Annotated in this window: 30 protein-coding genes and 1 tRNA gene; 29 read left to right on the top strand and 2 right to left on the bottom strand. The window is 36.3% G+C overall.

What is annotated here, in order from left to right:
* Window positions 1-19: 19 nt before the first annotated feature.
* On the bottom strand, window positions 20-634 hold the full coding sequence (locus N7659_RS01195; protein ID WP_263275415.1) for a TVP38/TMEM64 family protein: 615 nt from the start codon (window positions 632-634) through the stop codon (window positions 20-22).
* A gap of 278 nt (window positions 635-912) precedes the next feature.
* On the opposite strand from N7659_RS01195, the gene N7659_RS01190 reads away from it, so the two are divergent.
* The 12 genes from N7659_RS01190 (at window position 913) to N7659_RS01135 (ending at window position 10957) form a co-directional block, all read left to right on the top strand.
* A complete protein-coding gene (locus N7659_RS01190; protein WP_263275414.1) occupies window positions 913-1137 on the top strand; it encodes a CsbD family protein in 225 nt (74 codons plus the stop codon).
* 159 nt (window positions 1138-1296) lie between these two features.
* Window positions 1297-2007, top strand: a complete 711-nt coding sequence (locus tag N7659_RS01185; RefSeq protein ID WP_263275413.1) for a histidine phosphatase family protein — start codon at window positions 1297-1299, stop codon at window positions 2005-2007.
* Window positions 1988-2782, top strand: coding sequence for a M15 family metallopeptidase (locus N7659_RS01180; protein WP_263275412.1), 795 nt, complete (start codon window positions 1988-1990; stop codon window positions 2780-2782). The genes N7659_RS01185 and N7659_RS01180 overlap by 20 nt, the downstream gene beginning before the upstream one ends.
* Before the next feature lie 89 nt (window positions 2783-2871).
* Window positions 2872-3372, top strand: coding sequence for a glycoside hydrolase family 73 protein (locus N7659_RS01175; RefSeq protein WP_263275411.1), 501 nt, complete (start codon window positions 2872-2874; stop codon window positions 3370-3372).
* Window positions 3373-3557: 185 nt separating this feature from the next.
* A complete protein-coding gene (gene hrcA, locus N7659_RS01170; protein ID WP_263275410.1) occupies window positions 3558-4592 on the top strand; it encodes a heat-inducible transcriptional repressor HrcA in 1035 nt (344 codons plus the stop codon).
* A 12-nt stretch (window positions 4593-4604) separates the two neighbouring features.
* Window positions 4605-5141, top strand: coding sequence for a nucleotide exchange factor GrpE (gene grpE, locus N7659_RS01165; RefSeq protein WP_263275409.1), 537 nt, complete (start codon window positions 4605-4607; stop codon window positions 5139-5141).
* 84 nt (window positions 5142-5225) lie between these two features.
* A complete protein-coding gene (gene dnaK, locus N7659_RS01160) occupies window positions 5226-7055 on the top strand; it encodes a molecular chaperone DnaK (RefSeq protein ID WP_263275408.1) in 1830 nt (609 codons plus the stop codon).
* Between the two features lie 65 nt (window positions 7056-7120).
* Entirely contained in the window at window positions 7121-8260 is a 1140-nt protein-coding gene (gene dnaJ / locus N7659_RS01155; RefSeq protein WP_199567861.1) for a molecular chaperone DnaJ, read from the top strand.
* A 130-nt stretch (window positions 8261-8390) separates the two neighbouring features.
* Window positions 8391-9140 (top strand): tRNA pseudouridine(38-40) synthase TruA, encoded by a 750-nt coding sequence (truA, locus tag N7659_RS01150; RefSeq protein WP_263275407.1) that lies wholly within the window; start codon window positions 8391-8393, stop codon window positions 9138-9140.
* Window positions 9130-9897, top strand: coding sequence for a bifunctional hydroxymethylpyrimidine kinase/phosphomethylpyrimidine kinase (locus tag N7659_RS01145; RefSeq protein WP_263275406.1), 768 nt, complete (start codon window positions 9130-9132; stop codon window positions 9895-9897). The genes truA and N7659_RS01145 overlap by 11 nt, the downstream gene beginning before the upstream one ends.
* Window positions 9884-10348 carry an ECF transporter S component gene (locus N7659_RS01140; RefSeq protein WP_263275405.1) on the top strand — a complete coding sequence of 155 codons (465 nt, stop codon included), beginning with the start codon at window positions 9884-9886 and terminating at the stop codon, window positions 10346-10348. The genes N7659_RS01145 and N7659_RS01140 overlap by 14 nt, the downstream gene beginning before the upstream one ends.
* A 45-nt stretch (window positions 10349-10393) precedes the next feature.
* Window positions 10394-10957, top strand: coding sequence for a TIGR01440 family protein (locus N7659_RS01135; protein WP_263275404.1), 564 nt, complete (start codon window positions 10394-10396; stop codon window positions 10955-10957).
* 103 nt (window positions 10958-11060) lie between these two features.
* Here N7659_RS01135 and N7659_RS01130 read toward each other — a convergent pair whose 3' ends face one another.
* The gene (locus tag N7659_RS01130; protein WP_263275403.1) at window positions 11061-11909 is read right to left on the bottom strand and encodes a mechanosensitive ion channel family protein; all 849 of its coding nucleotides are present in this window, start codon (window positions 11907-11909) and stop codon (window positions 11061-11063) included.
* 213 nt (window positions 11910-12122) lie between these two features.
* Between N7659_RS01130 and tig the strand changes: the two genes are divergently transcribed.
* From tig to rsmA, 17 genes are all read left to right on the top strand, one after another.
* Window positions 12123-13406, top strand: coding sequence for a trigger factor (tig, locus tag N7659_RS01125; protein ID WP_263275402.1), 1284 nt, complete (start codon window positions 12123-12125; stop codon window positions 13404-13406).
* Between the two features lie 205 nt (window positions 13407-13611).
* Window positions 13612-14211 carry a DNA-directed RNA polymerase subunit delta gene (rpoE, locus tag N7659_RS01120; protein ID WP_263275401.1) on the top strand — a complete coding sequence of 200 codons (600 nt, stop codon included), beginning with the start codon at window positions 13612-13614 and terminating at the stop codon, window positions 14209-14211.
* A 132-nt stretch (window positions 14212-14343) separates the two neighbouring features.
* The gene (locus tag N7659_RS01115) at window positions 14344-15948 is read left to right on the top strand and encodes a CTP synthase (RefSeq protein WP_263275400.1); all 1605 of its coding nucleotides are present in this window, start codon (window positions 14344-14346) and stop codon (window positions 15946-15948) included.
* Window positions 15949-16019: 71 nt separating this feature from the next.
* Window positions 16020-16949, top strand: a complete 930-nt coding sequence (locus N7659_RS01110; protein WP_263275399.1) for an alpha/beta hydrolase — start codon at window positions 16020-16022, stop codon at window positions 16947-16949.
* 48 nt (window positions 16950-16997) lie between these two features.
* Window positions 16998-17083 (top strand) — tRNA-Leu (locus N7659_RS01105).
* A gap of 148 nt (window positions 17084-17231) precedes the next feature.
* Window positions 17232-18113 carry a class II fructose-bisphosphate aldolase gene (locus N7659_RS01100; RefSeq protein ID WP_263275398.1) on the top strand — a complete coding sequence of 294 codons (882 nt, stop codon included), beginning with the start codon at window positions 17232-17234 and terminating at the stop codon, window positions 18111-18113.
* A gap of 194 nt (window positions 18114-18307) precedes the next feature.
* On the top strand, window positions 18308-18496 hold the full coding sequence (rpmB, locus tag N7659_RS01095) for a 50S ribosomal protein L28 (protein WP_018370332.1): 189 nt from the start codon (window positions 18308-18310) through the stop codon (window positions 18494-18496).
* Between the two features lie 165 nt (window positions 18497-18661).
* Window positions 18662-19027, top strand: a complete 366-nt coding sequence (locus N7659_RS01090; RefSeq protein ID WP_263275397.1) for an Asp23/Gls24 family envelope stress response protein — start codon at window positions 18662-18664, stop codon at window positions 19025-19027.
* Entirely contained in the window at window positions 19027-20688 is a 1662-nt protein-coding gene (locus tag N7659_RS01085) for a DAK2 domain-containing protein (RefSeq protein WP_263275396.1), read from the top strand. The genes N7659_RS01090 and N7659_RS01085 overlap by 1 nt, the downstream gene beginning before the upstream one ends.
* A gap of 169 nt (window positions 20689-20857) precedes the next feature.
* Window positions 20858-21706: an ABC transporter ATP-binding protein gene (locus tag N7659_RS01080; protein WP_263275395.1), complete on the top strand. Its 849-nt coding sequence runs from the start codon at window positions 20858-20860 to the stop codon at window positions 21704-21706.
* Complete coding sequence (locus N7659_RS01075) at window positions 21703-22560, top strand: ABC transporter permease (RefSeq protein WP_263275394.1); 858 nt, start codon at window positions 21703-21705, stop codon at window positions 22558-22560. The genes N7659_RS01080 and N7659_RS01075 overlap by 4 nt, the downstream gene beginning before the upstream one ends.
* Window positions 22544-22993 carry a LytTR family DNA-binding domain-containing protein gene (locus tag N7659_RS01070; protein ID WP_263275393.1) on the top strand — a complete coding sequence of 150 codons (450 nt, stop codon included), beginning with the start codon at window positions 22544-22546 and terminating at the stop codon, window positions 22991-22993. Before N7659_RS01075 ends, N7659_RS01070 begins: the two co-directional genes overlap by 17 nt.
* Before the next feature lie 11 nt (window positions 22994-23004).
* The gene (locus N7659_RS01065; protein ID WP_199567881.1) at window positions 23005-23403 is read left to right on the top strand and encodes a DUF3021 domain-containing protein; all 399 of its coding nucleotides are present in this window, start codon (window positions 23005-23007) and stop codon (window positions 23401-23403) included.
* Between the two features lie 107 nt (window positions 23404-23510).
* Window positions 23511-23645, top strand: coding sequence for a 50S ribosomal protein L34 (gene rpmH / locus N7659_RS01060; protein ID WP_018370325.1), 135 nt, complete (start codon window positions 23511-23513; stop codon window positions 23643-23645).
* A 207-nt stretch (window positions 23646-23852) separates the two neighbouring features.
* Window positions 23853-24626: a TatD family hydrolase gene (locus N7659_RS01055; protein ID WP_263275392.1), complete on the top strand. Its 774-nt coding sequence runs from the start codon at window positions 23853-23855 to the stop codon at window positions 24624-24626.
* Window positions 24598-25212 (top strand): ribonuclease M5, encoded by a 615-nt coding sequence (rnmV, locus tag N7659_RS01050; protein WP_263275437.1) that lies wholly within the window; start codon window positions 24598-24600, stop codon window positions 25210-25212. The genes N7659_RS01055 and rnmV overlap by 29 nt, the downstream gene beginning before the upstream one ends.
* Entirely contained in the window at window positions 25193-26065 is an 873-nt protein-coding gene (gene rsmA / locus N7659_RS01045; RefSeq protein WP_263275391.1) for a 16S rRNA (adenine(1518)-N(6)/adenine(1519)-N(6))-dimethyltransferase RsmA, read from the top strand. The genes rnmV and rsmA overlap by 20 nt, the downstream gene beginning before the upstream one ends.
* The last annotated feature ends 48 nt before the right edge of the window (window positions 26066-26113 follow it).

Raw genomic sequence — 26113 nt, 5'->3', positions numbered from 1 at the left:
TTTCAATAGTGGCCAATCGTTAGAAAACAACTTTATCAAGGAGTTGAATGCCTTCAAAGGCAATATAGGTATAAAGATATAAGGTGGCAGGTTTAGAAAGAAGTGTGATAAGGGTAAATTTCTTTAATGACATTTTACTAAGACCTGCAACCATACATAAAAAATCATCTGGGAAGCCTGGTAAAATAAAGGCTGCCGACAAAAAGTAATCAAAATAGTGTCCTTTGTCCAAATAAGCAATATACTTATCGTAGGTTTCCTCAGACACAAAAGCTTTTACAAAACGATCTCCAAATCGTCTAGCTAGTAGGAAAGCTAAGATAGAACCAATAAAAATACCGATAAAATTATAAAGAAAACCGTACAGTGGTCCAAAAAGAGCGTGACCAATCACACATGTTAAACCACCAGGAATAACGGGATAAACGACTTGAATCACTTGAATGAGGATAAATCCTACAGGTCCCCAAAACCCAATGTTTCTAAGAAAGTGAGTAAAACTCCCATTTATCGCAAAAAGGTGAGGATTGACTTTAATATAAATGGCAAGTGCAACGGATAAACAGAGTCCCAATAGAGTTATTATCTGAATGACTTGTTTGTTAGAAATGATTGGATAGTGTTTGGTATTCATAACATTTTTCTTCCTAAATTGTTTTATATTTCTATTGTACTACTAAAATAGAACAATTATATCGGTCTTAAGACTGATTTTTAATCTAACAGATTAATCTCAAAGGAAAAGAAATCTTATATTAAAAGGAATTCAAGCTTGTTTTCTAAAAATTTTAGGGTGACAAAAGAATGCATAATATTTGAAGAATATGTGTTAGCGTGCTACAATATACTCAAATAATTATTATTTTTTAGAAGATATGATTATTTAAATAAACAAAAAAAGAGGTGTTGCAAATGTCTAAAGAAAAATTAGAAGGTACTCTAGAAAAAGCTTCAGGTTCTGTTAAAGAATTCGCAGGAAATGTAACAGGCAATGAAAAATTAAAAGCTGAAGGAACAGTGGAAAAAGTAGCTGGAAAAGCTAAAGAAGTAGCTGCAGATGTTGCTGATAAAGCAAAAGATTTAGCTTCAGACGCTAAAGATGCAGTAGAAGGCGTTATTGACGGATTGAAAAAATAATGTCACACCTGAAAGGTAGAGGGAAGCCCTCTACCTTTTTGTCATTTTATGAGAAGAAAACATTATATTTGTTTTTATTAAGAATGATTCTTCTTTTATGAAAACCCTTTTATTTTTGTTATAATAGAAAAAAATAGTTGATTAGATTGAGGAACAAAAATGGAAAAAATTCGTTTGTATATTGCTCGTCATGGTAAAACCATGTTTAATACCTTAGGAAGAGCGCAAGGATGGAGTGATACACCTCTAACTGAGTCGGGTGTAGAAGGGATAAGAGAACTTGGAGCAGGTTTAAAAGAAGCAAATATTCCTTTTAAAGAAGCTTTCTCAAGTGATAGTGGTAGGACTTTAGAGACCATGTCAATCATTTTGGAAGAATTAGGTCAAGAATCCCTCCCTTATACACGTGATAAAAGAATTCGTGAATGGTGCTTTGGTAGCTTAGACGGTGCCTATGATGGTGAGTTGTTTCATGGAATTTTGCCACGAACAGATGCCTTTAAAGACGGCCGTTCTTTGAAAGATGTTTCCTATGAAGAGTTAGCTCAGAGCATTGTTGAAGTTGATACAGCCAACTGGGCAGAGCCATGGGATGTATTGAGTAAGCGTATTATCGATGGCTTTACAGCCATCGCCAAAAAATTAGAAAAACAAGGTGGTGGCAATGCCATCGTTGTGTGTCACGGTTTAACCATTGGTACTTTGATGTGGTTAATCAATCATCAACAAGAAAAAACGGAAATTGATAATGGTAGTGTGACAATAGTCAGCTATGAAAATGGTCAATTTACGATAGAAAAAGTTGCTGATATGAGTTATCGTCATATAGGAAGGGAGTTGAGAGCCAAAAATGGAAAAGAGACGTCATAGAAAAGCACAAAAAAAATCACCTCTAGGTTTAATCATTGCCATTGTTGTTATCATAATAGCCTTTATTGGCCTTTATTTTGCTTTCTTTTGGCATCAAACAAAACCTGCAGATAAAACAGCGCCAAAAGATAAAGTAACACAAGAAGAAACGACTAAAACAGAAACATCAGAAACAACCAATCAAGACAAAACAACAAATCTTCCTAATGTTTCAGCAGATGATTGGGAATTGGTACTTGTGAATCGTGACAATATTACACCCGAGTTAAATCCTCAATTAGAAGAAGTTGCTGGAATTTTAGTTGATGCACGCATTGCCGAAAATGTTCGAGGCTTTCTAGCAGCAGCTCAAGCTATTGACCCGAGTGAACATTTGATATCGGGATATCGCAGTGTTGCCTATCAAGAACAAGTTTTCAATAGCTATGTCGAACAAGAAATGGCTGAACGAGGTATCAGTAGAGAAGAAGCTGAAAATGTTGCTAAAGAGTATTCACAACCTGCTGGAGCGAGTGAGCATCAAACTGGCTTAGCTATTGATATGAGCACAGTCGATTTACTCAACCAAAGTGATCCAGGAGTTGTTGCACAAGTGGTAGCTTTGGCGCCAGAATATGGTTTTGTTCTTCGATTTAATGAAGAGAAAAAACCTTTTACTGGTATCGGTTATGAAGATTGGCACTTTAGATATGTGGGAGTTGTGTCTGCCAAATATATGGTAGAAAATAATCTTAGTTTGGAAGAATATGTAGAAAGGTTAAGAGGAAATAACTAATGAGAAGAAGACTCTCACGATTTATTATTCTTATTTTGGTTATCTTATTTTTTCTAGGTAGTGTATATGTCATTTTTTCAAAGCCTAAAATGACATTTGCAGATAAAGAGACCATGCCTACTATTAGTCGTGACCAGTTTATTCAACAAATAGCACCAACAATTGAAGAAGTGGCACAGGCCTATGGCATTAGGCCATCAGTTGTTATCGCTCAAGCTATTCTATCTTCAAATAATGGTTCTAGCTATTTAGCAAGAAACTACCATAATTTATTTCACACATTAGCAAAAAAAGAAGAACCAACCATCAAGCTATTTGTCAAAGAATATGATGGCATTGAATGGAAAGACACTCAAAAACCTTTCAAAATTTATTCATCATGGGAAGAATCCGTCCATGATTATATGTTAATTATCCAAGAAGATGATTTTTGGGGTGAGGATCTTTATTTGGCCTTAGTTAATGCTAAAGATTATCAAAGTGCCGCAAGACTACTACAAGATATAGGTTTTAGTAGCGATCCGCAATATGCTGAAAAAATTATTGACTTGATTGACGAAGAAGATTTAACACGATATGATTCAGAATAAATATGAAGATATTGCTAGTAGTTAATATTTTAGCACTCTAAATAATAGAGTGCTAAATTTTTATGTTTTTTCCTTGACAAGTTTTTAGAATAGCGTATAATGAGAGTATAGATTAGCAGTCTATAGGTTAGAGTGCTAAAATTAGAAACTAGTAACTAGCGATTTGTGATTAGTAAGGAGGGTTTATGATTACACCACGTCAAAATGATATTTTAAATCTCATTGTGGAACTTTTTACACAAACCCATGAGCCGGTTGGCTCTAAGGCCTTACAAGAAACCATTTCTTCTAGTAGTGCTACCATTCGAAATGATATGGCGAGACTAGAGCAACTGGGACTCCTTGAAAAAGCTCACACCTCTAGTGGACGGATGCCAAGCAAATCAGGTTTTCAGTATTTTGTGGAACATTCCTTACGTATTGATAGCCTTGATGAAAAAGATGTCTACCAAGTGGTGAAAGCCTTTGACTTTGAAGCCTTTAAACTGGAAGATATTCTTGAGAAGGCTTCTCAGATATTAGCTGATTTGACTGGCTATACTGGTATTGTCTTAGATGTTGTTCCAACAAGACAACACTTAACATCGTTTGATATTGTTCAGTTGAGCAGTCATGATGCTCTTGCGATATTAACCTTGGATGACTCAAAGCCAGTGACAGTTCAATTTGCCATTCCAAAAAATTTCTTAGCTAGAGATTTAGAGACGGTTAAGATGTTGGTTGAAACAAGATTGGTTTCTAAAACAGTCTTAGATATTCATTATAATTTGAGAACAGAAATTCCTCAGGTTATTCAGAAATACTTTACCACAACCGACAATGTCCTTGATTTATTTGATTATATCTTTGAACAGCTATTTAAAGAATTGATTTTTATCTCAGGTAAGGTTGCATCACTCTCATATGCTGATTTGACCACTTATCAATACTTGGATAATCCTCAGTTAGTTTCCTTAGAGATTAGAAATAGTATGCAAGAAGAAGAAATGTCAAGTATTCGAGTGGCTGATAGTTCAGAAAAAGCGCTAGCCAATGTTAGTATTATTAGTCAAAAATTTTTAATCCCTTATCGTGGCTTTGCAACAATGAGTTTAATCGGTCCAATCGATATGGATTATAAAAAAATGCTTAGTATTATAACAATTGTCACTAAAGTCCTAGCTGTTAAACTAGGAGATTATTATCGCTATCTTAATAGCAATCATTATGAAGTTAACTAAAGGAGGCAGGACGTGTCAAAAAAAGAAGAAAAGAAAAAACAGCCCAAAGAGGAAATAAAAGAGATTGATGAAGCCGTAGAACAAGAAAAAATGGTAGAAGAACAACCTCAAAAAACAGAATTAGAATTAGCTCAAGAAAAAGCAGAAGACTTTGAAAATAAATACTTGAGAGCTATGGCAGAAACACAAAACATCCAACGTCGTAGTAATGAAGAACGTCAAACCCTGCAACGTTATCGTTCACAAGATTTGGCTAAAAAAATCTTACCAAGTCTTGATAATCTAGAACGTGCTCTTCAAGTTGAAGGACTAACAGATGATGTCAAAAAAGGGCTTGAGATGGTTCAAGAAAGTCTCTTACAAGCGTTTAAAGAAGAGGGGATTGAGGTCGTTGAAACAGAAAACTTTGATCACAATCTTCACATGGCTGTACAAACCCTACCAGCAGATGATGACCATCCGGCTGACACTATTGCTGAAGTTTTCCAAAAAGGCTATAAACTTCATGATAGGCTATTAAGACCAGCAATGGTTATTGTCTATAATTAAGTAGTAACGACTATTAACAAATCACTGTGACCGCAACGTCATAAAACTAGTAAGAAAGAAAATAAAAAAAAAGAGGTAACTTACATGTCTAAAATTATCGGTATTGACTTAGGAACAACTAACTCAGCAGTTGCTCTTCTTGAAGGAGCAGAAAGTAAAATTATTGCTAATCCAGAAGGAAATCGCACAACACCATCAGTAGTTTCATTCAAAAATGGAGAAATCATTGTTGGTGATGCCGCAAAACGTCAAGCAGTGACTAATCCAGATACAATCATTTCTATCAAATCAAAAATGGGAACAAGTGAAAAAGTTTCTGCTAACGGCAAAGAATACACCCCACAAGAAATTTCAGCAATGATTCTTCAATACCTTAAAGGGTACGCAGAAGACTATCTTGGTGAAAAAGTGACTAAGGCTGTTATTACTGTACCTGCTTACTTTAATGATGCACAACGTCAAGCAACAAAAGATGCTGGTAAAATTGCAGGTCTTGAAGTAGAACGTATTGTTAACGAACCAACTGCGGCTGCTTTAGCTTATGGTCTTGATAAAACTGACCATGAAGAAAAAGTGCTTGTCTTTGACCTTGGTGGTGGAACATTTGACGTTTCTATCCTTGAACTTGGAGACGGTGTCTTTGATGTATTAGCAACATCAGGAGACAACAAACTTGGTGGGGATGACTTCGACCAAAAAATTATCGATCATCTTGTTGCAGAATTCAAAAAAGAAAATGGTATCGATCTTTCTAAAGACAAAATGGCTGTTCAACGTTTGAAAGATGCTGCTGAAAAAGCTAAGAAAGATTTGTCAGGTGTGACATCAACACAAATCAGTTTACCATTTATCACAGCCGGAGATGCTGGTCCTCTTCACTTAGAGATGACTTTAACACGTGCTAAATTTGATGAGTTGACATTTGATCTTGTTGAACGCACTAAAGGCCCTGTTCGTCAAGCCCTTTCAGATGCTGGCCTTTCAGCAAGTGACATCAATGAAGTAATCTTGGTTGGTGGTTCAACTCGTATCCCAGCAGTTGTTGAAGCTGTTCGTAAAGAAACTGGTAAAGAACCAAACAAATCTGTTAACCCTGATGAAGTGGTTGCTATGGGTGCAGCTATTCAAGGTGGTGTGATTACTGGTGATGTGAAAGATGTTGTCCTTCTTGATGTGACTCCACTATCACTTGGTATTGAAACAATGGGTGGTGTCTTTACTAAATTAATTGATCGCAACACCACTATCCCAACGTCTAAATCTCAAGTCTTCTCAACAGCAGCAGACAACCAACCAGCCGTTGATATTCATGTTCTTCAAGGTGAGCGCCCAATGGCTGCTGATAATAAAACACTTGGTCGTTTCCAATTGACAGATATCCCAGCAGCACCACGTGGTATTCCACAAATTGAGGTAACGTTTGATATCGACAAAAACGGTATTGTTTCTGTTAAAGCAAAAGACCTTGGTACTCAAAAAGAACAAACTATTGTTATCCAATCAAATAGTGGTTTAACAGATGAAGAAATTGAAAAAATGATGAAAGATGCTGAAGCTAACGCAGAAGCAGATGCTAAACGTAAAGAAGAAGTTGATCTCAAAAATGATGTGGATCAAACTATCTTTGCAACAGAAAAAACACTTAAAGAAACTGAAGGAAAAGGCTTTGATACTGAAAGAGATGCTGCACAATCAGCCCTTGATGAATTAAAAGCTGCACAAGAATCAGGAAATCTTGAAGATATGAAAGCTAAGCTTGAAGCTTTAAATGAAAAAGCACAAGCTCTTGCTGTTAAAATGTATGAACAAGCAGCAGCGGCTCAACAAGCACAAGCTGGTGCAGAAAATCCTGGCGCTACAGAAAAAACTGACTCAGGTGATGATGTGGTTGATGGTGAATTTACAGAAAAATAATGTCTGATTATAATTTAGACGGGGCAGTCGCTTCGTCTAAATTTTTCAATAGTAAAGGATAGAAGATGAATAATACAGAATATTATGATCGATTAGGTGTTTCAAAGAATGCTTCACAAGATGAAATCAAGAAAGCCTATCGTAAATTATCAAAAAAATATCATCCAGATATTAATAAAGAACCAGGTGCCGAAGAAAAATACAAGGATGTTCAAGAAGCTTATGAAACCTTGGGTGATGAGCAAAAGAGAGCCAATTACGATCAATTTGGTTCTGCTGGTGCTAGTGGTGGTTTCGGTAATGGCTTTGGTGGTTCTGGCTTTGGCGGTTTTGACAGTTCAGGCTTTGGTGGCTTTGAAGATATTTTTTCAAGCTTCTTTGGTGGTGGCGCTAGCCGCAACCCTAATGCACCACGTCAGGGAGATGATTTACAATACCGTGTTGATTTAAGCTTTGAAGAGGCTGTCTTTGGTGCCGAAAAAGAGGTCCGTTATAATCGAGAAGCGGTCTGTCATACTTGTAGTGGGTCAGGTGCTAAACCAGGAACTAGTCCAGTAACCTGTCATAAGTGTCATGGGTCAGGTGTTATCAATGTTGACACACAAACACCTTTAGGCATGATGCGTCGTCAGGTGACTTGTGATGTCTGTCGTGGTACCGGTAAAGAAATCAAAGACCCTTGTCAAACATGTCATGGCACAGGACATGAAAAACAAGCGCATAAAGTGTCTGTCAAAGTCCCAGCCGGCGTTGAAACCGGCCAACAAATTCGTCTCCAAGGTCAAGGAGAAGCAGGCTTTAACGGAGGCCCATATGGTGACCTTTACATTGTTGTTAATGTGAAACCATCTAAACAATTCGAACGAGAAGGATCAACGATTTACTACACATTAAATATTAATTTTGTGCAAGCAGCTTTAGGCGATACCGTTGAGATTCCAACGGTGCATGGTTCTGTTGATATGGCAATCCCAGCTGGTACCCAGACAGGTAAAATTTTCCGTCTAAAAGGCAAAGGGGCACCAAGATTAAGAGGCGGCGCTCAAGGCGATCAACATGTAACGATTAATGTCGTCACACCTACCAAATTAAATGATGCGCAAAAACAAGCCTTGAAAGACTTTGCTAAGGCTAGTGGTCAAGAAGTTCATCCTAAGAAAAAAGGTCTTTTTGATAAAGTAAAAGATGTTTTTGAAGGAGAATAAAATACTTAAAAGTCTAGTTTATCTAGGCTTTTTAAGTTCTTTAAAACATTAATGAGACATTTATCAATAAATCATTCAACTCAGTCAAACATAGTTGCTTATTTATAGCCATCTTGTTATAATCTTAAGCATGACAAGATACAAAGCAACCATTGCCTATGATGGTACTCAGTTTTCTGGTTTTCAAAGACAATCTCATCAAAGAACCATTCAAGAAGAGATTGAAAAAACCTTATTAAAATTAAATAGTGGCCGAGAAGTTCTTATTCAGGGAGCCGGTCGAACAGATGCAGGCGTTCATGCTTATGGTCAAGTCATCCATTTTGACCTTCCTAATCTTCGTGACCTTGAAAAACTGCGTTTTGCGCTTGATACTCAGACACCTGATGATATTGACGTCAAAAAAATCGAAGTCGTCTCTGATGATTTTCACTGCCGCTATCAAAAACATACCAAAACTTACGAATTTTTAGTTGATATTGGCAGACCAAAAAATCCAATGATGCGCCATTATGCCACTCATTTTCCTTATCCGATTGAAGTTTCTTTAATAGAAGAAGCTATAAAAGATTTAGAGGGAACACATGATTTTACAGGATTTACAGCAGCAGGAACGTCTATTGAAAATAAAGTACGGACAATCACAACAGCTAAAGTCAGCTATGATGAGAGTCGTCACTTTCTCACTTTTGTTTTCACAGGAAACGGCTTTTTATACAAGCAAGTGAGAAATATGGTCGGTACACTTTTGAAGATTGGTAACAAACGAATGCCTGTCAATCAAATTCAAAAGATTATTGCTTCAAAAGATCGTCACCTAGCTGGACCTACAGCTGCACCAAATGGTCTTTACCTAAAGGAGATTAGTTATGAAGACTAATTATATATTAACCATTGCTGGAAGTGATGTGTTGAGTGGTGGTGGTTTACAAGCTGATTTAGCCACCTTTCATCACTTTCACCTCTTTGGCTTTTTAGCGCTCACAAGCATTGCGACTGTTTCTGAGTCAGGATTTGAAATAACAGCGATTGATGAGACTGTTTTTCAAAAACAACTGGATAGTTTGAAAGACATTTCATTTTCTGCCATCAAAATAGGTCTTTTACCCAATGAAGCAATTGCTAAAAAAACATTGGCATTTTTAAAAACAAAGAAAGATATACCTATTATTTTAGACCCAGTCCTTGTTTTTAAAGAAAATAATGATGATGAAGTGTCTAGTATGCGCAAACACCTCTTATCATTTTTCCCCTACACAACAATCATTACACCTAACTTAAAAGAAGCTGAACTTCTGTCTGGCATTAAAATTGCCACTCTTTCAGACATGAAAAAAGCAGCCAAACAGTTACATGAGGCTGGTGCCAAAATGGTGGTCATTAAGGGTGGTTCACGTTTTAATCAAAACGAAGCAATTGATCTTTTTTATGATGGGGAAAACTATGTAGACCTTACAAAACCACTTTTGACCATGAATAATACAGGTGCTGGCTGTACATTTGCCTCTACCTTATCAAGCTATTTAGCTAAGGGAGAAACCCCTCTTTTGGCAACCCGTTTTGCTAAAGATTTTGTCTACCAAGCGATTGCTAATGCTAATGAATATGGAGTTTTACAACAAGATGAAAAAAACTAATCTATCACAATTAACGACACTTGCTATCATCAGCTCACTAAGCATTATATTAGGGATTTATATTCAAATTAAAACGCCAACAGGCTTTTTAACCCTATTAGATGCTGGTATCTTCTTCACTGCCTTTTATTTTGGTAGTAAAGAAGGAGCTATTGTTGGTGGTCTATCTGGCTTTCTTATTGACCTTATTTTAGGTTATCCTAACTGGATGGTTATCAGTTTGTTTGCTCATGGTGGGCAAGGGTTTTTTGCCGGATGGGCTGGTCAAAAAAGAGGAGTCGGATTAATTTTTGCCACCATTACCATGGTTGGTGGTTATTTTTTAGCCTCTAATGCGATGTATGGCTATGCTGCGGCATCTGCTGATATTTATGGCAATTTATTGCAAAATATGGTTGGTATGGCAGTTGGTTTTAGTGTTAGTCAAGCTCTAAAACGTCTTAAAAAATAAAAAATCATACACTGACGACTAACAAAAAAAGTAAGAGGTTAAAAAATGGATTTACAAGAATTAAAAAAAGAGACTCAAAAAATAAGCCTTGATATCATTGAACGAAGTCAGATAAGAAGTGGTCAATTATTTGTTTTGGGTCTATCAAGTAGTGAAATTTTAGGACATCATATTGGAACAACTTCAAGTCTTGAAATTGGTGAGGTTGTTGTGAAAGAACTTTTAGATACCTTATCAGAAAAAGGTATTTATTTAGCGGTACAGGGTTGTGAGCACATCAATCGTGCTCTTGTTGTGGAGCGCGAGTTTGCTGAAAAACACAATCTTGAAATAGTCAGTGTCTTACCAACTCTTCACGCTGGTGGGAGTGGACAGATCGCAGCTTTTAAATACATGAAAGATCCTGTTGAGGTGGAACATGTGGTTGCTTTTGCTGGTCTTGATATAGGAGATACTAGCATCGGTATGCATGTTAAGCATGTTCAAGTTCCCATTCGACCAGTGATGAAAGAATTAGGTAAAGCCCATGTGACAGCTCTCTCTAGTCGTCCTAAATTAATTGGTGGTCAAAGAGCCCAGTATGCTAAAGATCCTATTCGAAAATTTTAAACAAGAAAAAGCTAGGATTAAAATCCTGGCTTTTTTAGTTAATAAGTTTGTTGAAAAATAAGTGAATGTCGTTGGCTGAAATGGCTGAATTGATTTACTAATTTCATCCCAACTTATTTTTTTGAGGTGAAGGAAGCTCTCCTTTTTTATAAACACCTGCCTGTGTTAAGGCTTTTTGATAAAGGGTATAAAAAGTATATTCTATTGGTAATTGAAAACCGCTTTTAGCAAAAATATCAATTCTAAAAACGAGTTGACCATTAGGTAAAGTCGTGATACCTAAGATTTCAGGCGCTTTAGTAATTTTTGGGTAATGAGGAACTTCTTCTTGATTGACTTGTTCTATGACACGTCTAACCTCAGTAACATCTGTGTTAGGAAAGATGGGAATATCAATTCTTGCACGAATTGGATAGCGAGATAGATTACTAACAACAGTGATGTTGCGATTGGGAATAAAATGCATAGTACCATCAAAATCTTTGACTTGAGTAGTTCTAATTCCGACTCTTGTGACGATACCATCAATGTTTCCTAAAACAACATTTTCACCAACATCTAATTGACGTTCACTAAGAATAAATATCCCATTAACAACGTCTGTTAGAAAACCTTGAGCTCCTAAACCTATAGCAACTCCGGCAATCCCTGCACCAGCTAATAGACCAGAGACAGGTACCCCCAGAATAATTAAGATGGAATAAATGAGAAAGAAATAGAGTAGATAATTCAATAAGTTTTGAAAGAGTTTTAACAGCGTTTCTCTTCTTTTGTCATCAACCTTTGAGGCTAATAAGACTCGGTCGAGAATATGATGGACTAAAAATTGAAAAATCCATTTGCCAATATAAAAACAGATAATGAGAAGGATTAAAGAAATCCCTTTTGAAATGATACTTTCTATCATTTCACCACTAAAAAATTGATTCCAATAAGTTGTAAATTGAGACATAATAACTCCTTTTTCTATTTCTATTAGTGTAACAAAATTTTTTTAAGAAATCACAATCAACATAGAAAAATTTATTTTGATAAGCAAAAGGTTTGAAAGTGGTCATCATTTTTAAAATAGGAAAAATCTAATGAATTCGTATAAAATGGTTTAAAAAAAGCAACAAATATGATAAACTAAACTGTAATCATATTATTTAAGGAGAATGACTTCATGTCTACATCGTTTGAAAACAAATCAACAAATCGAGGTGTTATCACATTTACGATTGGTCAAGACAAAATTAAACCTGCTCTTGACAAAACATTTAATCAATTAAAGAAAGATTTAGCTGTGCCTGGATTTCGTAAAGGCCACATTCCTCGTTCAGTATTTAACCAACGTTTTGGTGAGGAAGCATTGTATGAAAAGTCTTTAAATAGCGTTCTTCCAGATGCTTATGAAGCTGCTGTTGCTGAACTTGGTTTAGAGGTTGTTGCTCAGCCAAAAATCGATATCGTTTCAATGGAAAAAGGAAAAGACTGGGTTTTAACTGCTGAAGTAGTGACTAAACCTGAAGTTAAACTAGGAGATTATAAAGATCTTGAAGTATCAGTAGAAGAAACAAAAGATGTTGCTGATAGCGAAATTGATGAGAAAATTGAACGTGAGCGTCAAAACCTTGCAGAATTAGTTATCAAAGAAGAGGCTGCTGAAAATGGCGACACTGTCGTTATTGATTTCGTCGGTTCTGTTGATGGTACAGAATTTGATGGTGGAAAAGGTGAAAACTTTTCACTTGAACTTGGTAGCGGTCAATTTATCCCAGGCTTTGAAGACCAATTAGTTGGTGCTAAAGCTGGTGATAGTGTAACAGTTGAAGTGACTTTCCCTGAAGACTATCAAGCAGCAGACTTGGCTGGAAAAGATGCTAAGTTTGAAACAACTATTCATGAAGTGAAAACCAAAGAAGTACCAGAACTTGATGATGAGTTGGCAAAAGATATTGATGAAGAAGTGGAAACACTTGATGAATTAAAAGCTAAATATCGTAAAGAATTAGAAGAAGCTAAAGAAACAGCTTATCAAGATGCTGTAGAAGCGGCAGCTTTGGAACTTGCTGTTGAAAATGCTGAGATTGTTGAATTGCCAGAAGAAATGGTTCATGATGAAGTACACAGAGCAATGAACGAATTTATGGGCAATATGCAACGTCAAGGTATTTCACCAGAAATGTACTATCAATTAACAGGTACAACCGAAGATGATCTTCATAAACAATATGAAGAAGATGCTGAAAAACGTACAAAAACTAATCTTGTGATTGAAGCTATTGCAAAACAAGAAAACTTTGAAACAACTGATGAAGAAATTGAAAATGAAATCACAACATTGGCATCAGACTACAATATGGATGTTAAACAAGTGCGTTCATTGCTTTCAGAAGATATGTTAAAACATGATATTATGATGAAAAAAGCTGTAGACCTTATTACAAGCACAGTTAAAGTAAAATAATATCAATTCTTAAAAGTCAGGCTATCATATGATTAGCCTTGGCTTTTTCATTTGTGATAGTCAGATAATTTGTTTTAGTGCTAGTATTAAACAGCGACCATGATAATGGAAAACTTTTAATAATTTTGTTTTTGGCAAAAAGTTTTGACGAAACATTAAATTTAGCGTAAAATAAAGAATAATGACAAGGATAAGGAGAATAACTTTGGAATTAAAAGTATTTGCTGGACAAGAAAAAAGTGAATTATCAATGATTGAGGTGGCACGTGCCATTTTGGAAGAGCGTGGCCGAGACAATGAAATGCACTTTAGTGATCTTGTTAACGCCATTCAAAGCTATTTGGGCAAATCAGACGCTGATATTCGTGAAGGCTTACCCTATTTTTATGCGGATTTAAATACTGATGGTAGTTTTATTCCACTAGGAGAAAACAAATGGGGACTTCGTTCTTGGTATGCGGTTGATGAGATTGATGAAGAAATTATCACTCTAGAAGATGAAGAAGATGGTGCTCCAAAACGTAAGAAAAAGAGAGTCAACGCCTTTATGGATGGTGATGATGATGCTATCGACTATAGCGATGATGATCCAGAAGATGAGGATTTTGACGCTAATGATGATGATTTAGAATATGACGATGATGATCCAGATGATGAAAAATCAGAAGTAGAGTCATACGATTCAGAGTTAAATGAAATCATTCCAGAAGATGATCTTGATGAGGATGTTGATATTAACGAAGAAGAAGATGACGATGATGATGACGATGACTATTCAGATGATGATAATTCAGATGATATTTAGTTAATTGGTAATTGACAAATCTATCAAGATAGTTTATATTATTTACTGGGCACCTCTTTTTGAGGTCGACTAAGCTCCCTAAGCAATTAGGGAGCATTTTTTATTTTTTAACATTTATTAAAGGAGCAAAAGATGACAAAGTATATTTTTGTGACAGGTGGTGTTGTTAGTTCTATTGGTAAAGGGATTGTAGCAGCTAGTTTAGGAAGACTGCTTAAAAATCGTGGCTTAAAAGTAACGATTCAAAAGTTTGATCCTTATATCAATATTGATCCAGGAACCATGAGTCCTTATCAACACGGTGAAGTCTATGTAACAGATGATGGTGCTGAGACTGATCTTGACTTGGGTCATTATGAACGTTTTATTGACATTAACCTTAACAAATATTCTAACGTCACAACAGGTAAGATATACAGTGAGGTTCTTAAAAAAGAACGTAAAGGGGAATATCTTGGTGCCACTGTTCAAGTCATTCCACATATTACTGATGCCTTAAAAGAAAAAATTAAAAGAGCCGCTTCAACAACAGACTCTGATGTTATCATTACAGAAGTTGGTGGTACTGTTGGTGATATTGAAAGCTTACCGTTTTTAGAAGCTCTTCGCCAAATGAAATCAGATGTTGGTAGTGATAATGTGATGTATATCCATACAACACTCCTACCTTATTTAAAAGCGGCTGGTGAAATGAAAACCAAGCCAACACAACATTCAGTTAAAGAATTACGAGGGTTGGGGATTCAACCTAACATGTTAGTTATTCGAACAGAAAAACCAGTTGAGCAGGGCATTAAAAATAAACTAGCCCAATTTTGTGATGTAGCACCAGAAGCGGTTATCGAATCACGTGATGTTGAACATCTCTATCAAATTCCTTTAAACATGCAAGCTCAAAATATGGATCAAATTGTTTGTGATCATCTTCATCTTGATGTCCCAGAAGCTGATATGAGTGAGTGGACAGCAATGGTTGATAAAGTCATGTCACTTAAAAAGAAAACGAGAATTGCTCTTGTTGGTAAGTATGTAGAGTTGCCTGATGCTTATTTATCTGTTGTTGAGGCACTTAAACATTCAGGTTATATCAACGATTCAATGATTGATTTGAAATGGATCAATTCTAATGAAGTAACAGCAGAAACTGTTGACAGTATGTTATCTGATGCTGATGGCATCATTGTGCCTGGTGGATTTGGACACCGTGGAACAGAAGGTAAAATCGAAGCCATTCGTTATGCGCGTGAAAAAGATGTGCCAATGCTAGGAATTTGTCTTGGTATGCAACTTGCCTGTGTTGAGTTTGCAAGACATGTTTTACACTTAGAAGATGCTAATTCTTCAGAGCTTAATCCTGAGACTAACTATCCAATTATTGATATCATGCGTGATCAAATTGATATTGAAAATATGGGAGGGACTTTAAGACTTGGTCTTTACCCATGTAAACTAAAAAATGGCAGTGTTGCAGCTAAAGCTTACAATGATCAAGAAGTGATTCAAAGACGCCATCGCCATCGTTATGAGTTTAACACTAAATTCCGTGAACAGTTTGAAGAAGCTGGCTTTGTCTTTTCAGGTGTCTCACCAGACAATCGTTTAATGGAAGTTGTTGAATTACCTGATAAAAAATTCTTTGTGGCAGCGCAATATCACCCAGAGCTTCATAGCCGACCAAACCGTCCAGAAGAATTATACACCGCTTTTATCACAGCTGCTGTTAAAAATAGTCAATAATATAATAGAAAGAACTTCAAATTGTTTTGGAGTTCTTTATCTTTTAATTGAAATAAGTTATAATAACAACTATGAAAAAGTTAACATTATCAAAAATTATTATTATTGTTATAGGTATTTTAAGTATGATTTCTCTCGCGGCAACCTTCTATTTTTTCAATGAAGCACAAGTAAGAGCTGAGAAAACGTTTATTAATAATAAACCAACGCCTGAAACAGATCCTCTCTATGCCTATGAGAAAGAATTTGCAGCTTTAGAAAAGACAACCCTAGAAATGACAAATGGTGGACTCAAACAGGTGGCTTGGTACGTAGAGGCTCCTAAAAAGACTGATAAAACGGTTATTATTGTTCATGGTTTTTCATCAAGTAAAGAAAGAATGATGGCTTATGGCTGGTTGTTTCACAAATTAGGTTATAATGTTTTGATGCCAGACAATATTGCTGCAGGAGACAGTGAAGGACGAATCATTGGTTATGGTTGGAATGACCGTTTAAATATTATCAAGTGGTCAGAAATGTTAATAGATATTAAGCCAAACAGTCAAATCATCCTCTTTGGATTATCCATGGGAGGAGCTACAGTTATGATGGCTAGTGGAGAAGAAGAACTCCCTAAACAAGTAATAGCAATCATTGAGGATGCAGGCTACACTAGTGTTTGGGATGAATTAGTCTATCAAGCAAAAGACATGTACAACTTACCAGCTTTTCCACTTCTATATCAAGTGTCTGCTATGTCGAAAATTCGTGCAGGATTTACCTATGGAGAAGCTAGTTCTATTAAGCAATTAGAAAAAAACACCAGACCAATTCTCTTTATTCATGGCTCAGAAGACAAGTTTGTTCCCACTGAGATGGTTTATGAGAATTATGAGGCAACAACAGCCCCTAAAGAACTCTACATTGTTGAAGGAGCAGACCATGCCAAAACCTTTTCGACAGATGTTAAGGCTTATGAAGAAAAAATTGCTAGCTTTTTAAAGAAATATGATAAATAATATTGACAGATAAGAGTGAAATTGATATAATCTACTATGTTGTCAATCGCGGGGATGGCGGAATTGGCAGACGCGCAGGACTAAGGATCCTGTGACCGCTTTAGGTCGTGAGGGTTCAAGTCCCTCTCTCCGCAAATTAAGGACCAGCTTAGGCTGGTCTTTTTATATTCCTCATAAGAAAGCGTTTTTTCTGATTTCTAAAGACTGGTATTTTTAGAAGGAATGTGATAAAATGAACGAGTAATAGGAAAAATCCTAAAAAATATTGAGGAGGCTATTAAAATGCCAATCGTTTCAGCAGAAAAATTTGTCAAAGCAGCACGTGAAAACGGCTATGCTGTTGGTGGATTTAATACAAATAACCTTGAATGGACACAAGCTATCTTGCGTGCCGCAGAAGCTAAAAAAGCTCCAGTTCTTATCCAAACGTCTATGGGAGCAGCTAAATACATGGGTGGTTACCGCGTTGCTCGTAACCTTATTGCTAACTTAGTTGAAGCAATGAATATCACAGTGCCTGTAGCTATTCATTTAGACCATGGTCACTACGAAGATGCCCTAGAAGCTATCGAAGTTGGTTACACATCAATCATGTTTGATGGTTCTCATTTACCAATTGAAGAAAACCTTGAAAAAGCGCGTGAAGTAGTTGCTTTAGCACATTCAAAAGGTATTTCAGTTGAAGCTGAAGTAGGTACTATCGGTGGTGAAGAAGATGGTATCATTGGTAAGGGCGAGCTTGCTCCAATTGAAGACGCTAAAGAAATGGTTGCAACAGGTGTTGACTTCTTAGCAGCTGGTATCGGTAATATTCATGGTCCATACCCAGAAAACTGGGAAGGATTAGACCTTGACCACTTGAAGAAATTAACAGAAGCTCTTCCAGGTGTGCCAATCGTTTTACATGGTGGTTCAGGTATTCCTGATGAGCAAATCAAAGAAGCTATCACCTTAGGTGTTGCTAAAGTTAACGTTAACACTGAAGGTCAAATTGCCTTTTCAGATGCTACTCGTCAATTTGCAGCAGAATACAATGCTAACGCAGCAGAATACGATAAGAAAAAATTATTTGACCCACGTAAATTCTTAGCACCAGGTATTAAAGCCGTTCAAGATGCTATTGAAGAACGTATCGATGTTTTCGGATCAGAAAACAAAGCCTAGCCATAAGTTATTATGAGAGTCTACCTTATAAGGTGGACTCTTTTTTATTTGAAGTCGTTAATGTTCTTTGCATAAAGTCTTTCTTATCAAACATTTCAAGAAAATGTCCTTGCTATCTTTTTTAGCTTATGTTATAATACTACGGTATGTGGTGCTAGCACATCCTTATATATTCTACGTAGGAGGAAACACAAATGTCTAAAGTATGTTACTTTACAGGTCGTAAGACTGTATCAGGAAACAACCGTTCACACGCGATGAACCAGACAAAACGTACTGTTAAACCAAATCTTCAAAAAGTAACTGTTTTGATTGATGGTAAACCTAAAAAAGTTTGGGTATCAGCTCGTGCACTTAAATCTGGAAAAGTAGAACGTGTTTAAGAAACGTTAAACAAGATTTCTTGTTTCATGGAAAGGGCGCAAGCTCTTTTTATATTGCTCAAAAACTGAAAAAAGTGGCCAGATAATTGAAAAGACAATGATTTTTTTACAATGTCTAGATAATATGATAAAATAAACTGATAAAAACTTTTTGAGGTAGTGAATATGACTGTAAAAATTAATACAAAAGATGGTCAAATTGAATTGTCAGACGATGTTATTGCAACAGTCGTTGGCGGTTCAGCAACAGAAATTTTTGGTGTTGTTGGAATGGCAAGCAAAAGTACACTAAAAGATAATTTTCAAGCTCTTTTGCGCAAAGAAAACTACGCAAAAGGTGTTGTTGTGAGATCAACAGAAGAAGGCATTTCTGTCGATGTGTACACTGTTATGAGTTATGGTGTTAAAATTAGTGAAGTGTCTAAAAACATTCAAGAGCGTGTTAAATTTAATCTTGAAAACCAATTGGGAATTTCAGTGGATATGGTCAATGTCTATGTCCAAAATATCAAGGTGGTAGGAGAAGACTAGTGTCAAATATTACAACAAGTTTATTCCAAGGGATGGTACAAGCAGCAAGTACTCGTCTTAACAAACAAGCAGAATACGTCAATTCATTAAATGTTTTTCCAGTGCCCGATGGTGACACAGGAACTAACATGGGTATGACCGTAGAAAATGGTGCTAAAGAAGTTGCCGGAAAAACTGCTAAAACAGTTGGAGAGGTTGGAGAAATTCTCTCTAAAGGACTTTTAATGGGTGCTAGAGGGAACTCTGGAGTAATCACTTCACAACTATTTCGTGGTTTTGGTCAAAGCATCAAAGGAAAAGAAGAACTTGATGGCAAGGATTTGGCTCAAGCTCTTCAATCTGGAGTTGAGGTTGCCTATAATGCTGTTATGAAACCTGTTGAAGGGACTATTTTAACAGTCTCTCGAGGAGCAGCAAGAGCTGCCATTAAAAAAGCTGAAGAAACAGATGATGCTGTTGAAGTGATGCGCGCTGCACTTGATGGTGCAAAAGCCGCTTTAGCTAAGACTCCCGATTTACTGCCAGTTCTTAAAGAAGTTGGTGTTGTTGATTCTGGCGGTCAAGGTCTTGTCTACATCTATGAGGGCTTTTTATCTGCATTGACAGGTGATTATATGGTGTCAGAAGAGTTTGAAGCCACTCCAGCGATTATGAGTGAGATGATAAACGCTGAACACCATAAAGCTGTTGTGGGACACGTGGCAACTGAGGACATTACATACGGTTATTGTACAGAAATTATGGTAGGTCTTAAACAAGGACCAACCTATGTCAAAGAATTTGATTACAATGATTTTCAAAATTATCTCAGCAATCTCGGTGATTCTCTTTTAGTGGTTAATGATGATGAGATTGTAAAAGTCCATGTCCATACAGAAGATCCAGGTCTTGTCATTCAAGAAGGTCTCAAATATGGTGCTTTAATGAAAGTTAAAGTGGACAATATGAGAAACCAACATGATACACAAGTCCAAAAAGTAAACGACAATGAACCAAAAGAGCGTAAAGAATATGGTATTATTGCCGTTGTTGCAGGTGAAGGACTAGCAAATATCTTTAAATCGCAAGGTGTTGATCATGTGATTTCTGGAGGGCAAACAATGAACCCCTCTACAGAAGATATTGTTAAAGCAATTGAAGCAGTTAATGCTGATAATATTATTATCTTACCAAACAACAAAAATATTTTTATGGCTGCTCAAACAGCGGCTGAGGTTGTTGATGTACCTACTAAAGTCGTTGAAACAAGAACTATTCCGCAAGGATTTACTAGTCTTTTAGCCTTTAATCCTTCAAATTCTCTTGAAGAAAATTTTGAAGCTATGACTGAGAGTCTATCAGATGTAACCAGTGGTGGTGTGACATTAGCAGTAAGGGATACTACCATTGATGGATTAGCGATTAAAAAAGATGATATTTTAGGAATGGTTAATGGTAAAATTGTTGTCTCAAACCCTGATATGGAGAGTGCTCTTAAAGAAACCTTCAATCAGATGATTGATGAAGATAGTGAGATTATTAGCATCTACGTCGGTGAAGACGGTTCAAAAGGAATATCAGACAAGATTGTTAGTTATCTTGAGGAAACTTATGATGATTTAGACATTGAAGTTCACCAAGGGGATCAACCTGTTTATCCATACTTGATGAGTGTTGAATAATTAGCAAATGATAAAAAAGTCGTTAGAATACTCTAACGACTTTTCTCTTAGTTGTAAATCTTTTTAATATCTTTTTTAAACCACTTATCGCGAAAAATGAACCACTTACCTTGATTCTTGTGTCAAGGTTTTTTCTTTTTGCTATGATAAGACTGTAAGGAGGGCTATCATGCTTATCAAAACAAAGAATCTTAGTAAATCCTATGGCAGTAAACTGGCTCTGAAAGATCTTACCATTGAATTGCTTGAAGGAGAATTGGTTGCCTACTTAGGAACAAATGGTGCTGGCAAATCAACAACAATGAAATTATTAACAGGTCTCTTGGAAGCTAGTTCGGGTCAAATCAGCAAAAAATTAGGTTTATCTGTGGGTGTTGTTTTTCAAGAGAGTGTCTTAGACAGTGATTTGACAGTAGCACAAAATTTAAAAAGTCGCATCGCCTTATATCACCACAAAAATCAAGAGTGGTATGAGAAGTTACTTGACCTGTTAGAAATAAAACCACTGTTGACGAAACGCTATGGTTTATTATCTGGAGGACAAAGACGTCGTGTTGATATTGCAAGGGCACTCGTTCACCAACCAGATATTTTATTCTTAGATGAGCCGACAACAGGATTAGATGTGCAAACGAGAACACTTTTGTGGCAATTTTTAAATCGCTTGAAAGAACAAGGGCTAACCATATTTTTAACGACTCATTACCTGGAAGAAGCTGAGCAGGCAGACAAGATTTATATCTTAGAAGAAGGAAGACTCCTTGCTCAAGGAAAAGTGTCAGAATTGATTGCCACTCATGCTAAAAATCGTCTTTTCATCACTTGTAACCCCGCATCGTCTCGTCATTTTGAAGGTGCTAGACGGATAGATAGTCAGACTCTTGTTTTTGAAGCCATCACTACAAAGGACAGTATTGCTATTTTAAGTCGCTACGCACCTGACATTCTTGATTTTAACTATCAAAAAGCGACCTTAAGTGATGCCTTTATGGCACTAACTGGAAAGGAAATCAAATGATATCTACATTAATCAAACGTCATATTCGTCTTTATTTTAGTAATAAAATGAGAGTGATCTTTTCGATGCTTGGCGCTCTTATTGGTTATGGTTTATATTTCTTGTTTTTGCGAGATAATTTATTAGAAGCTTTCGACTCACTACCTGATGCTAATCAGATTTTAGATTTGTGGATGATGGGCGGGGTTTTAGCCACAGCTGCTATTAGTACGACTTTATCTGCTGTATCGCGCTTTGTCTATGATAGAGAACGTCAAGTGATGGCTGATTTATTGCTAACAGAAGTAGGTTTATGGCGTTTACAACTCTCTTACTTTTTAAGTGCCACTCTAGTTGGTATCGTGATGCAAATAGTTGTTTCTTTTTTGAGTTTAACAACTCTTTATCTCCAGTATCAATTATTGTTGTCTTTACCACAACTGTTAGTTCTCTTTTTCGCCATTTGTTTGACATCTCTGGTTTGTTCGTTAATGGCGATGTTACTGCTCTACTTTATTAAAAAGAGTAGTACCTTAGAAGTCTTGGGCAATATTGTTGGCACTCTGGCTGGTTTTTTAACAGGTTCCTACATTAGTATAGGAGTCTTACCACTAGTGGCTCAAAAAGTTTTAACCTACACACCTGCCATTTACCTATCCTCTTTATATCGCCAGATTCTTCTGGATAATCGGTTTGATGGTCTCACACAATCGATGAGAGAATTCTTAGGTATCGGGGTGAATTGGCAGCACTTGACAACGATAAGAGAAGATGCCATAGTATTAGTGATTATTGTTATCCTTATAAGCATCATATTGATTCTCATAAACAAATTTGTAAAAAAAGGGGTGATGGCAGATGGATTGTCGCTTTGAAGAAGACCGTTCAAAAGAACAGTTAGAAATCATTATCAAAAAAGCTAGCTATGATAAAGAAGTGGCTGATTTGTTACATTATTTAGAGCTTTTTTCGGAAATCACACCAAATGTCATTCCGGTTAAAACAGAAGATCGCATTGTCCTCCTAAAAGTGGAAGACTTGATTTTGGTTGATGTCGATGGCACTCAACTCATTTTAGAAACAATGACAGGGACACTTCGCACAAATGACCGTCTTTATAAGTTTAAGGAACGTCTAAAAAATCCTAATTTTGTCCAAGTGTCAAAACAAAGTCTTATCAACATCAACCATTTAAATTATCTAGAAGCAAGCTTTTCAGGTAATATGACAGCTAGATTAGATAAGAATATTAGAACTATTGTTAGTCGCAGGTATTTGAAAGAGTTAGAAGCGCGTTTAGGTTTATAAGGAGAAGTATCATGAAAAAATATTGGAACCATTTTATTTTTGGCATAGGAATTGGGATGATTATCTACATTTTATTCCTTTTAGTGTTTAAAACACCCGTACAAACTGTTCAACAAATTATAATAACAGTTGTTTTAAGTGGCTTTATCGGCTTGGCATCACTATTTTATGAGATAGAACGCTGGTCCTTTTTACAAAAATCTCTTAGTCATTTGACGGTTGTTTTTCTTATCGTTTTTGCAATGAACTATTTTAATCATTGGGTTGATTTTGGTGCTAATTTGGGCGTTTACTTGGGCTTCATTATCCAGTTTTTCATCATTTATTTTGCCATTTCCTTTATCATGTTTTTAATTTCTAAAAAGCAGGTACAAGAAATCAATGACAAACTCAAAAAAAAGAAAGGCTAGCTTGACAAGTCCTCTCATTTATTATAGAATGGTTTAGTATGTTTAGTAACTGATCAAAGAAATAGCCGGCTAAACGAATACAAAAATCTAATGAGGAGGTATTCAAAGTGAAACGTACTTTTCAACCAAGTAAAATCCGTCGTCAACGTAAACATGGTTTCCGTCATCGTATGGCAACAAAAAACGGACGTCGCGTATTAGCAAGCCGTCGTCGTAAAGGACGCAAAGTATTGTCTGCATAATAACAGAAGATAATAAAACAAAAATCAGCGGGAACTCGAGCCTGTTGATTTTTTTGTTGAAAAATTCTTATTTAATAGGTGAGCTAAAGAAAATAGAAAGTATGATATAATAAATAAAACCTACCCTTAGATAAATGTTAAAGTAAACGTTAGAAAGGAAGAAAATAGGTGCTCTAGCATCACTAGAAAATCACTTATTTTATAATAATGATGAAGATTTTTGATACCCATACCCATTTAAATGTTTCTCATTTTTTTGATCGTGAAGAAGAAGAGATAGCCATTGCCAAAGAATTTGGTGTGGTTAAGATGAATATCGTTGGTTTTGATCAAGAAACGATTGAAAGAAGTCTTGAACTTTCTCAAAAATACCCCAATTTATACTCAACCATTGGGTGGCATCCCACAGAAGCAGGCACTTACACAGATGAGGTGGAAGCTTTTATCAAGTCTCATTTGTCAGATGAAAAAGTGGTCGCTGTTGGTGAAATCGGTCTTGATTATCACTGGATGACAGCACCAAAAGAAGTCCAAAAAACCGTTTTTAAGCGCCAAATTAAACTGGCGAAAGACCACGAGCTACCTTTTGTGATTCACACAAGAGATGCTCTAGAAGATACCTATCAAGTGTTAAAAGAAGAGGGTGTTGGTCCTTATGGTGGCATTATGCACTCTTATTCAGGTTCATTAGAGATGGCTGAAAAATTGATTGCCCTTGGGATGATGATTTCCTTTTCTGGTGTTGTTACCTTTAAAAAAGCCTTAGAGGTTCAAGAAACAGCTAAAAATATTCCCTTAGATAAATTATTGGTTGAGACAGATGCTCCTTATCTAGCACCTGTTCCAAAAAGAGGTCGTGAAAACAAGCCAGCCTATACGCGCTATATTGTTGAAAAAATTGCTGAATTAAGAGGTATACCAGTGGAAGAAGTGGCAGATGCCTCTTATCAAAATGCTAAAAGGATATTTAAACTTGACTAAGAAAATTAAGATACAAGAAGTTGTTGTGGTTGAAGGTAAGGATGATACGACCAATCTGAGACGTTTTTATGACGTGGATACCTATGAAACGAAAGGGTCTGCCCTAACAGAAGACGATATTGAAAGGATTGAACGCTTGCATCAGTTGCGAGGAGTGATTGTGTTTACCGATCCAGATTATAGCGGTGAGCGAATTAGAAAAAGGCTTATGACTGCTATACCAACTCTTAAGCATGCCTTTTTAAATCAAAATGAAGCAAGACCCAAATCTAAAACCAAAGGGCGTTCGCTTGGTGTGGAGCACGCTAGCTTTGAAGACCTTGAAAAAGCATTAAAAGGTGTGACACAGTCATTTGATGATGACAATCAGTTTGATATTAAAAGGTCAGACCTTGTTCGTCTTCGATTAATCTTATCTGAGGATAGTCGTAGACGTAGAGAATTTCTAGGGCAAGAGTTACGTATTGGCTATAGTAACGGCAAACAACTATTAAATCGATTAGAACTTTTCGGCATTTTATTAAAAGATGTGGAAGAGTCGATGACAAAGTATGAGAAGGAAGAACATGAGAATAGCAGATTATAGTGTGACAAGAGCCATTTTAGAGAGATATGGTTTTACTTTTAAGAAATCATTTGGTCAAAATTTTTTAACCGATACTAATATTCTTCAAAAAATTGTTGCAACAGCAGAGATTGATGAAGGGGTCAATGTCATTGAAATTGGTCCAGGAATTGGAGCGCTAACTGAGTTTTTAGCTGAAAGTGCGGCAGAAGTGATGGCTTTTGAGATTGATGAGCGTCTAGTTCCCATCCTATCAGATACGCTAAGAGATTTTGACAATGTGACTATTATTAATGAAGATATTTTAAAAACAGATTTAGCCACTCATATCAGACAATTTAAAAATCCCAATCTTCCCATTAAAGTTGTAGCTAATTTACCCTACTACATCACAACCCCAATTCTCATGCATTTGATTGCTAGTAAAATCCCTTTTAGCGAGTTTGTCGTCATGATGCAAAAAGAAGTGGCTGATCGGATTTCAGCTCAACCAAACACCAAGGCTTATGGGAGTTTATCTATAGCAGTCCAATATTATATGACAGCCAAAGTTGCTTTTATTGTCCCGAGAACAGTTTTTGTTCCTGCACCAAACGTTGACTCTGCCATTTTAAAAATGGTTAGACGTCCAGAACCGTTGGTGTCTGTTTTAGATGAGGACTTCTTTTTCAAGGTGACCAAAGCTAGCTTTGTGCATCGTAGGAAAACCCTTTGGAATAATTTAACTAACTATTTTGGTAAAAGTGAAGCTGTTAAAGACGCACTAGAAAAGGCACTGACTGATGCTGACATTTCTCCAAAGATTAGAGGAGAAGCATTGAGTATCAGTGAATTTGCTAGCTTAGCTGATCAGCTAAAACATCACGGACTTTAAATTCAAGACGATTACGAATAATAAGAAAAGTAAAGCATTTGTCTATTG

It is taken from the genome of Streptococcus sp. CSL10205-OR2, assembly GCF_025660655.1.
Taxonomy (GTDB): domain Bacteria; phylum Bacillota; class Bacilli; order Lactobacillales; family Streptococcaceae; genus Streptococcus.
Note: the sequence above shows the minus strand (reverse complement) of the source record. Positions and strands in the feature narration are given on the sequence as shown.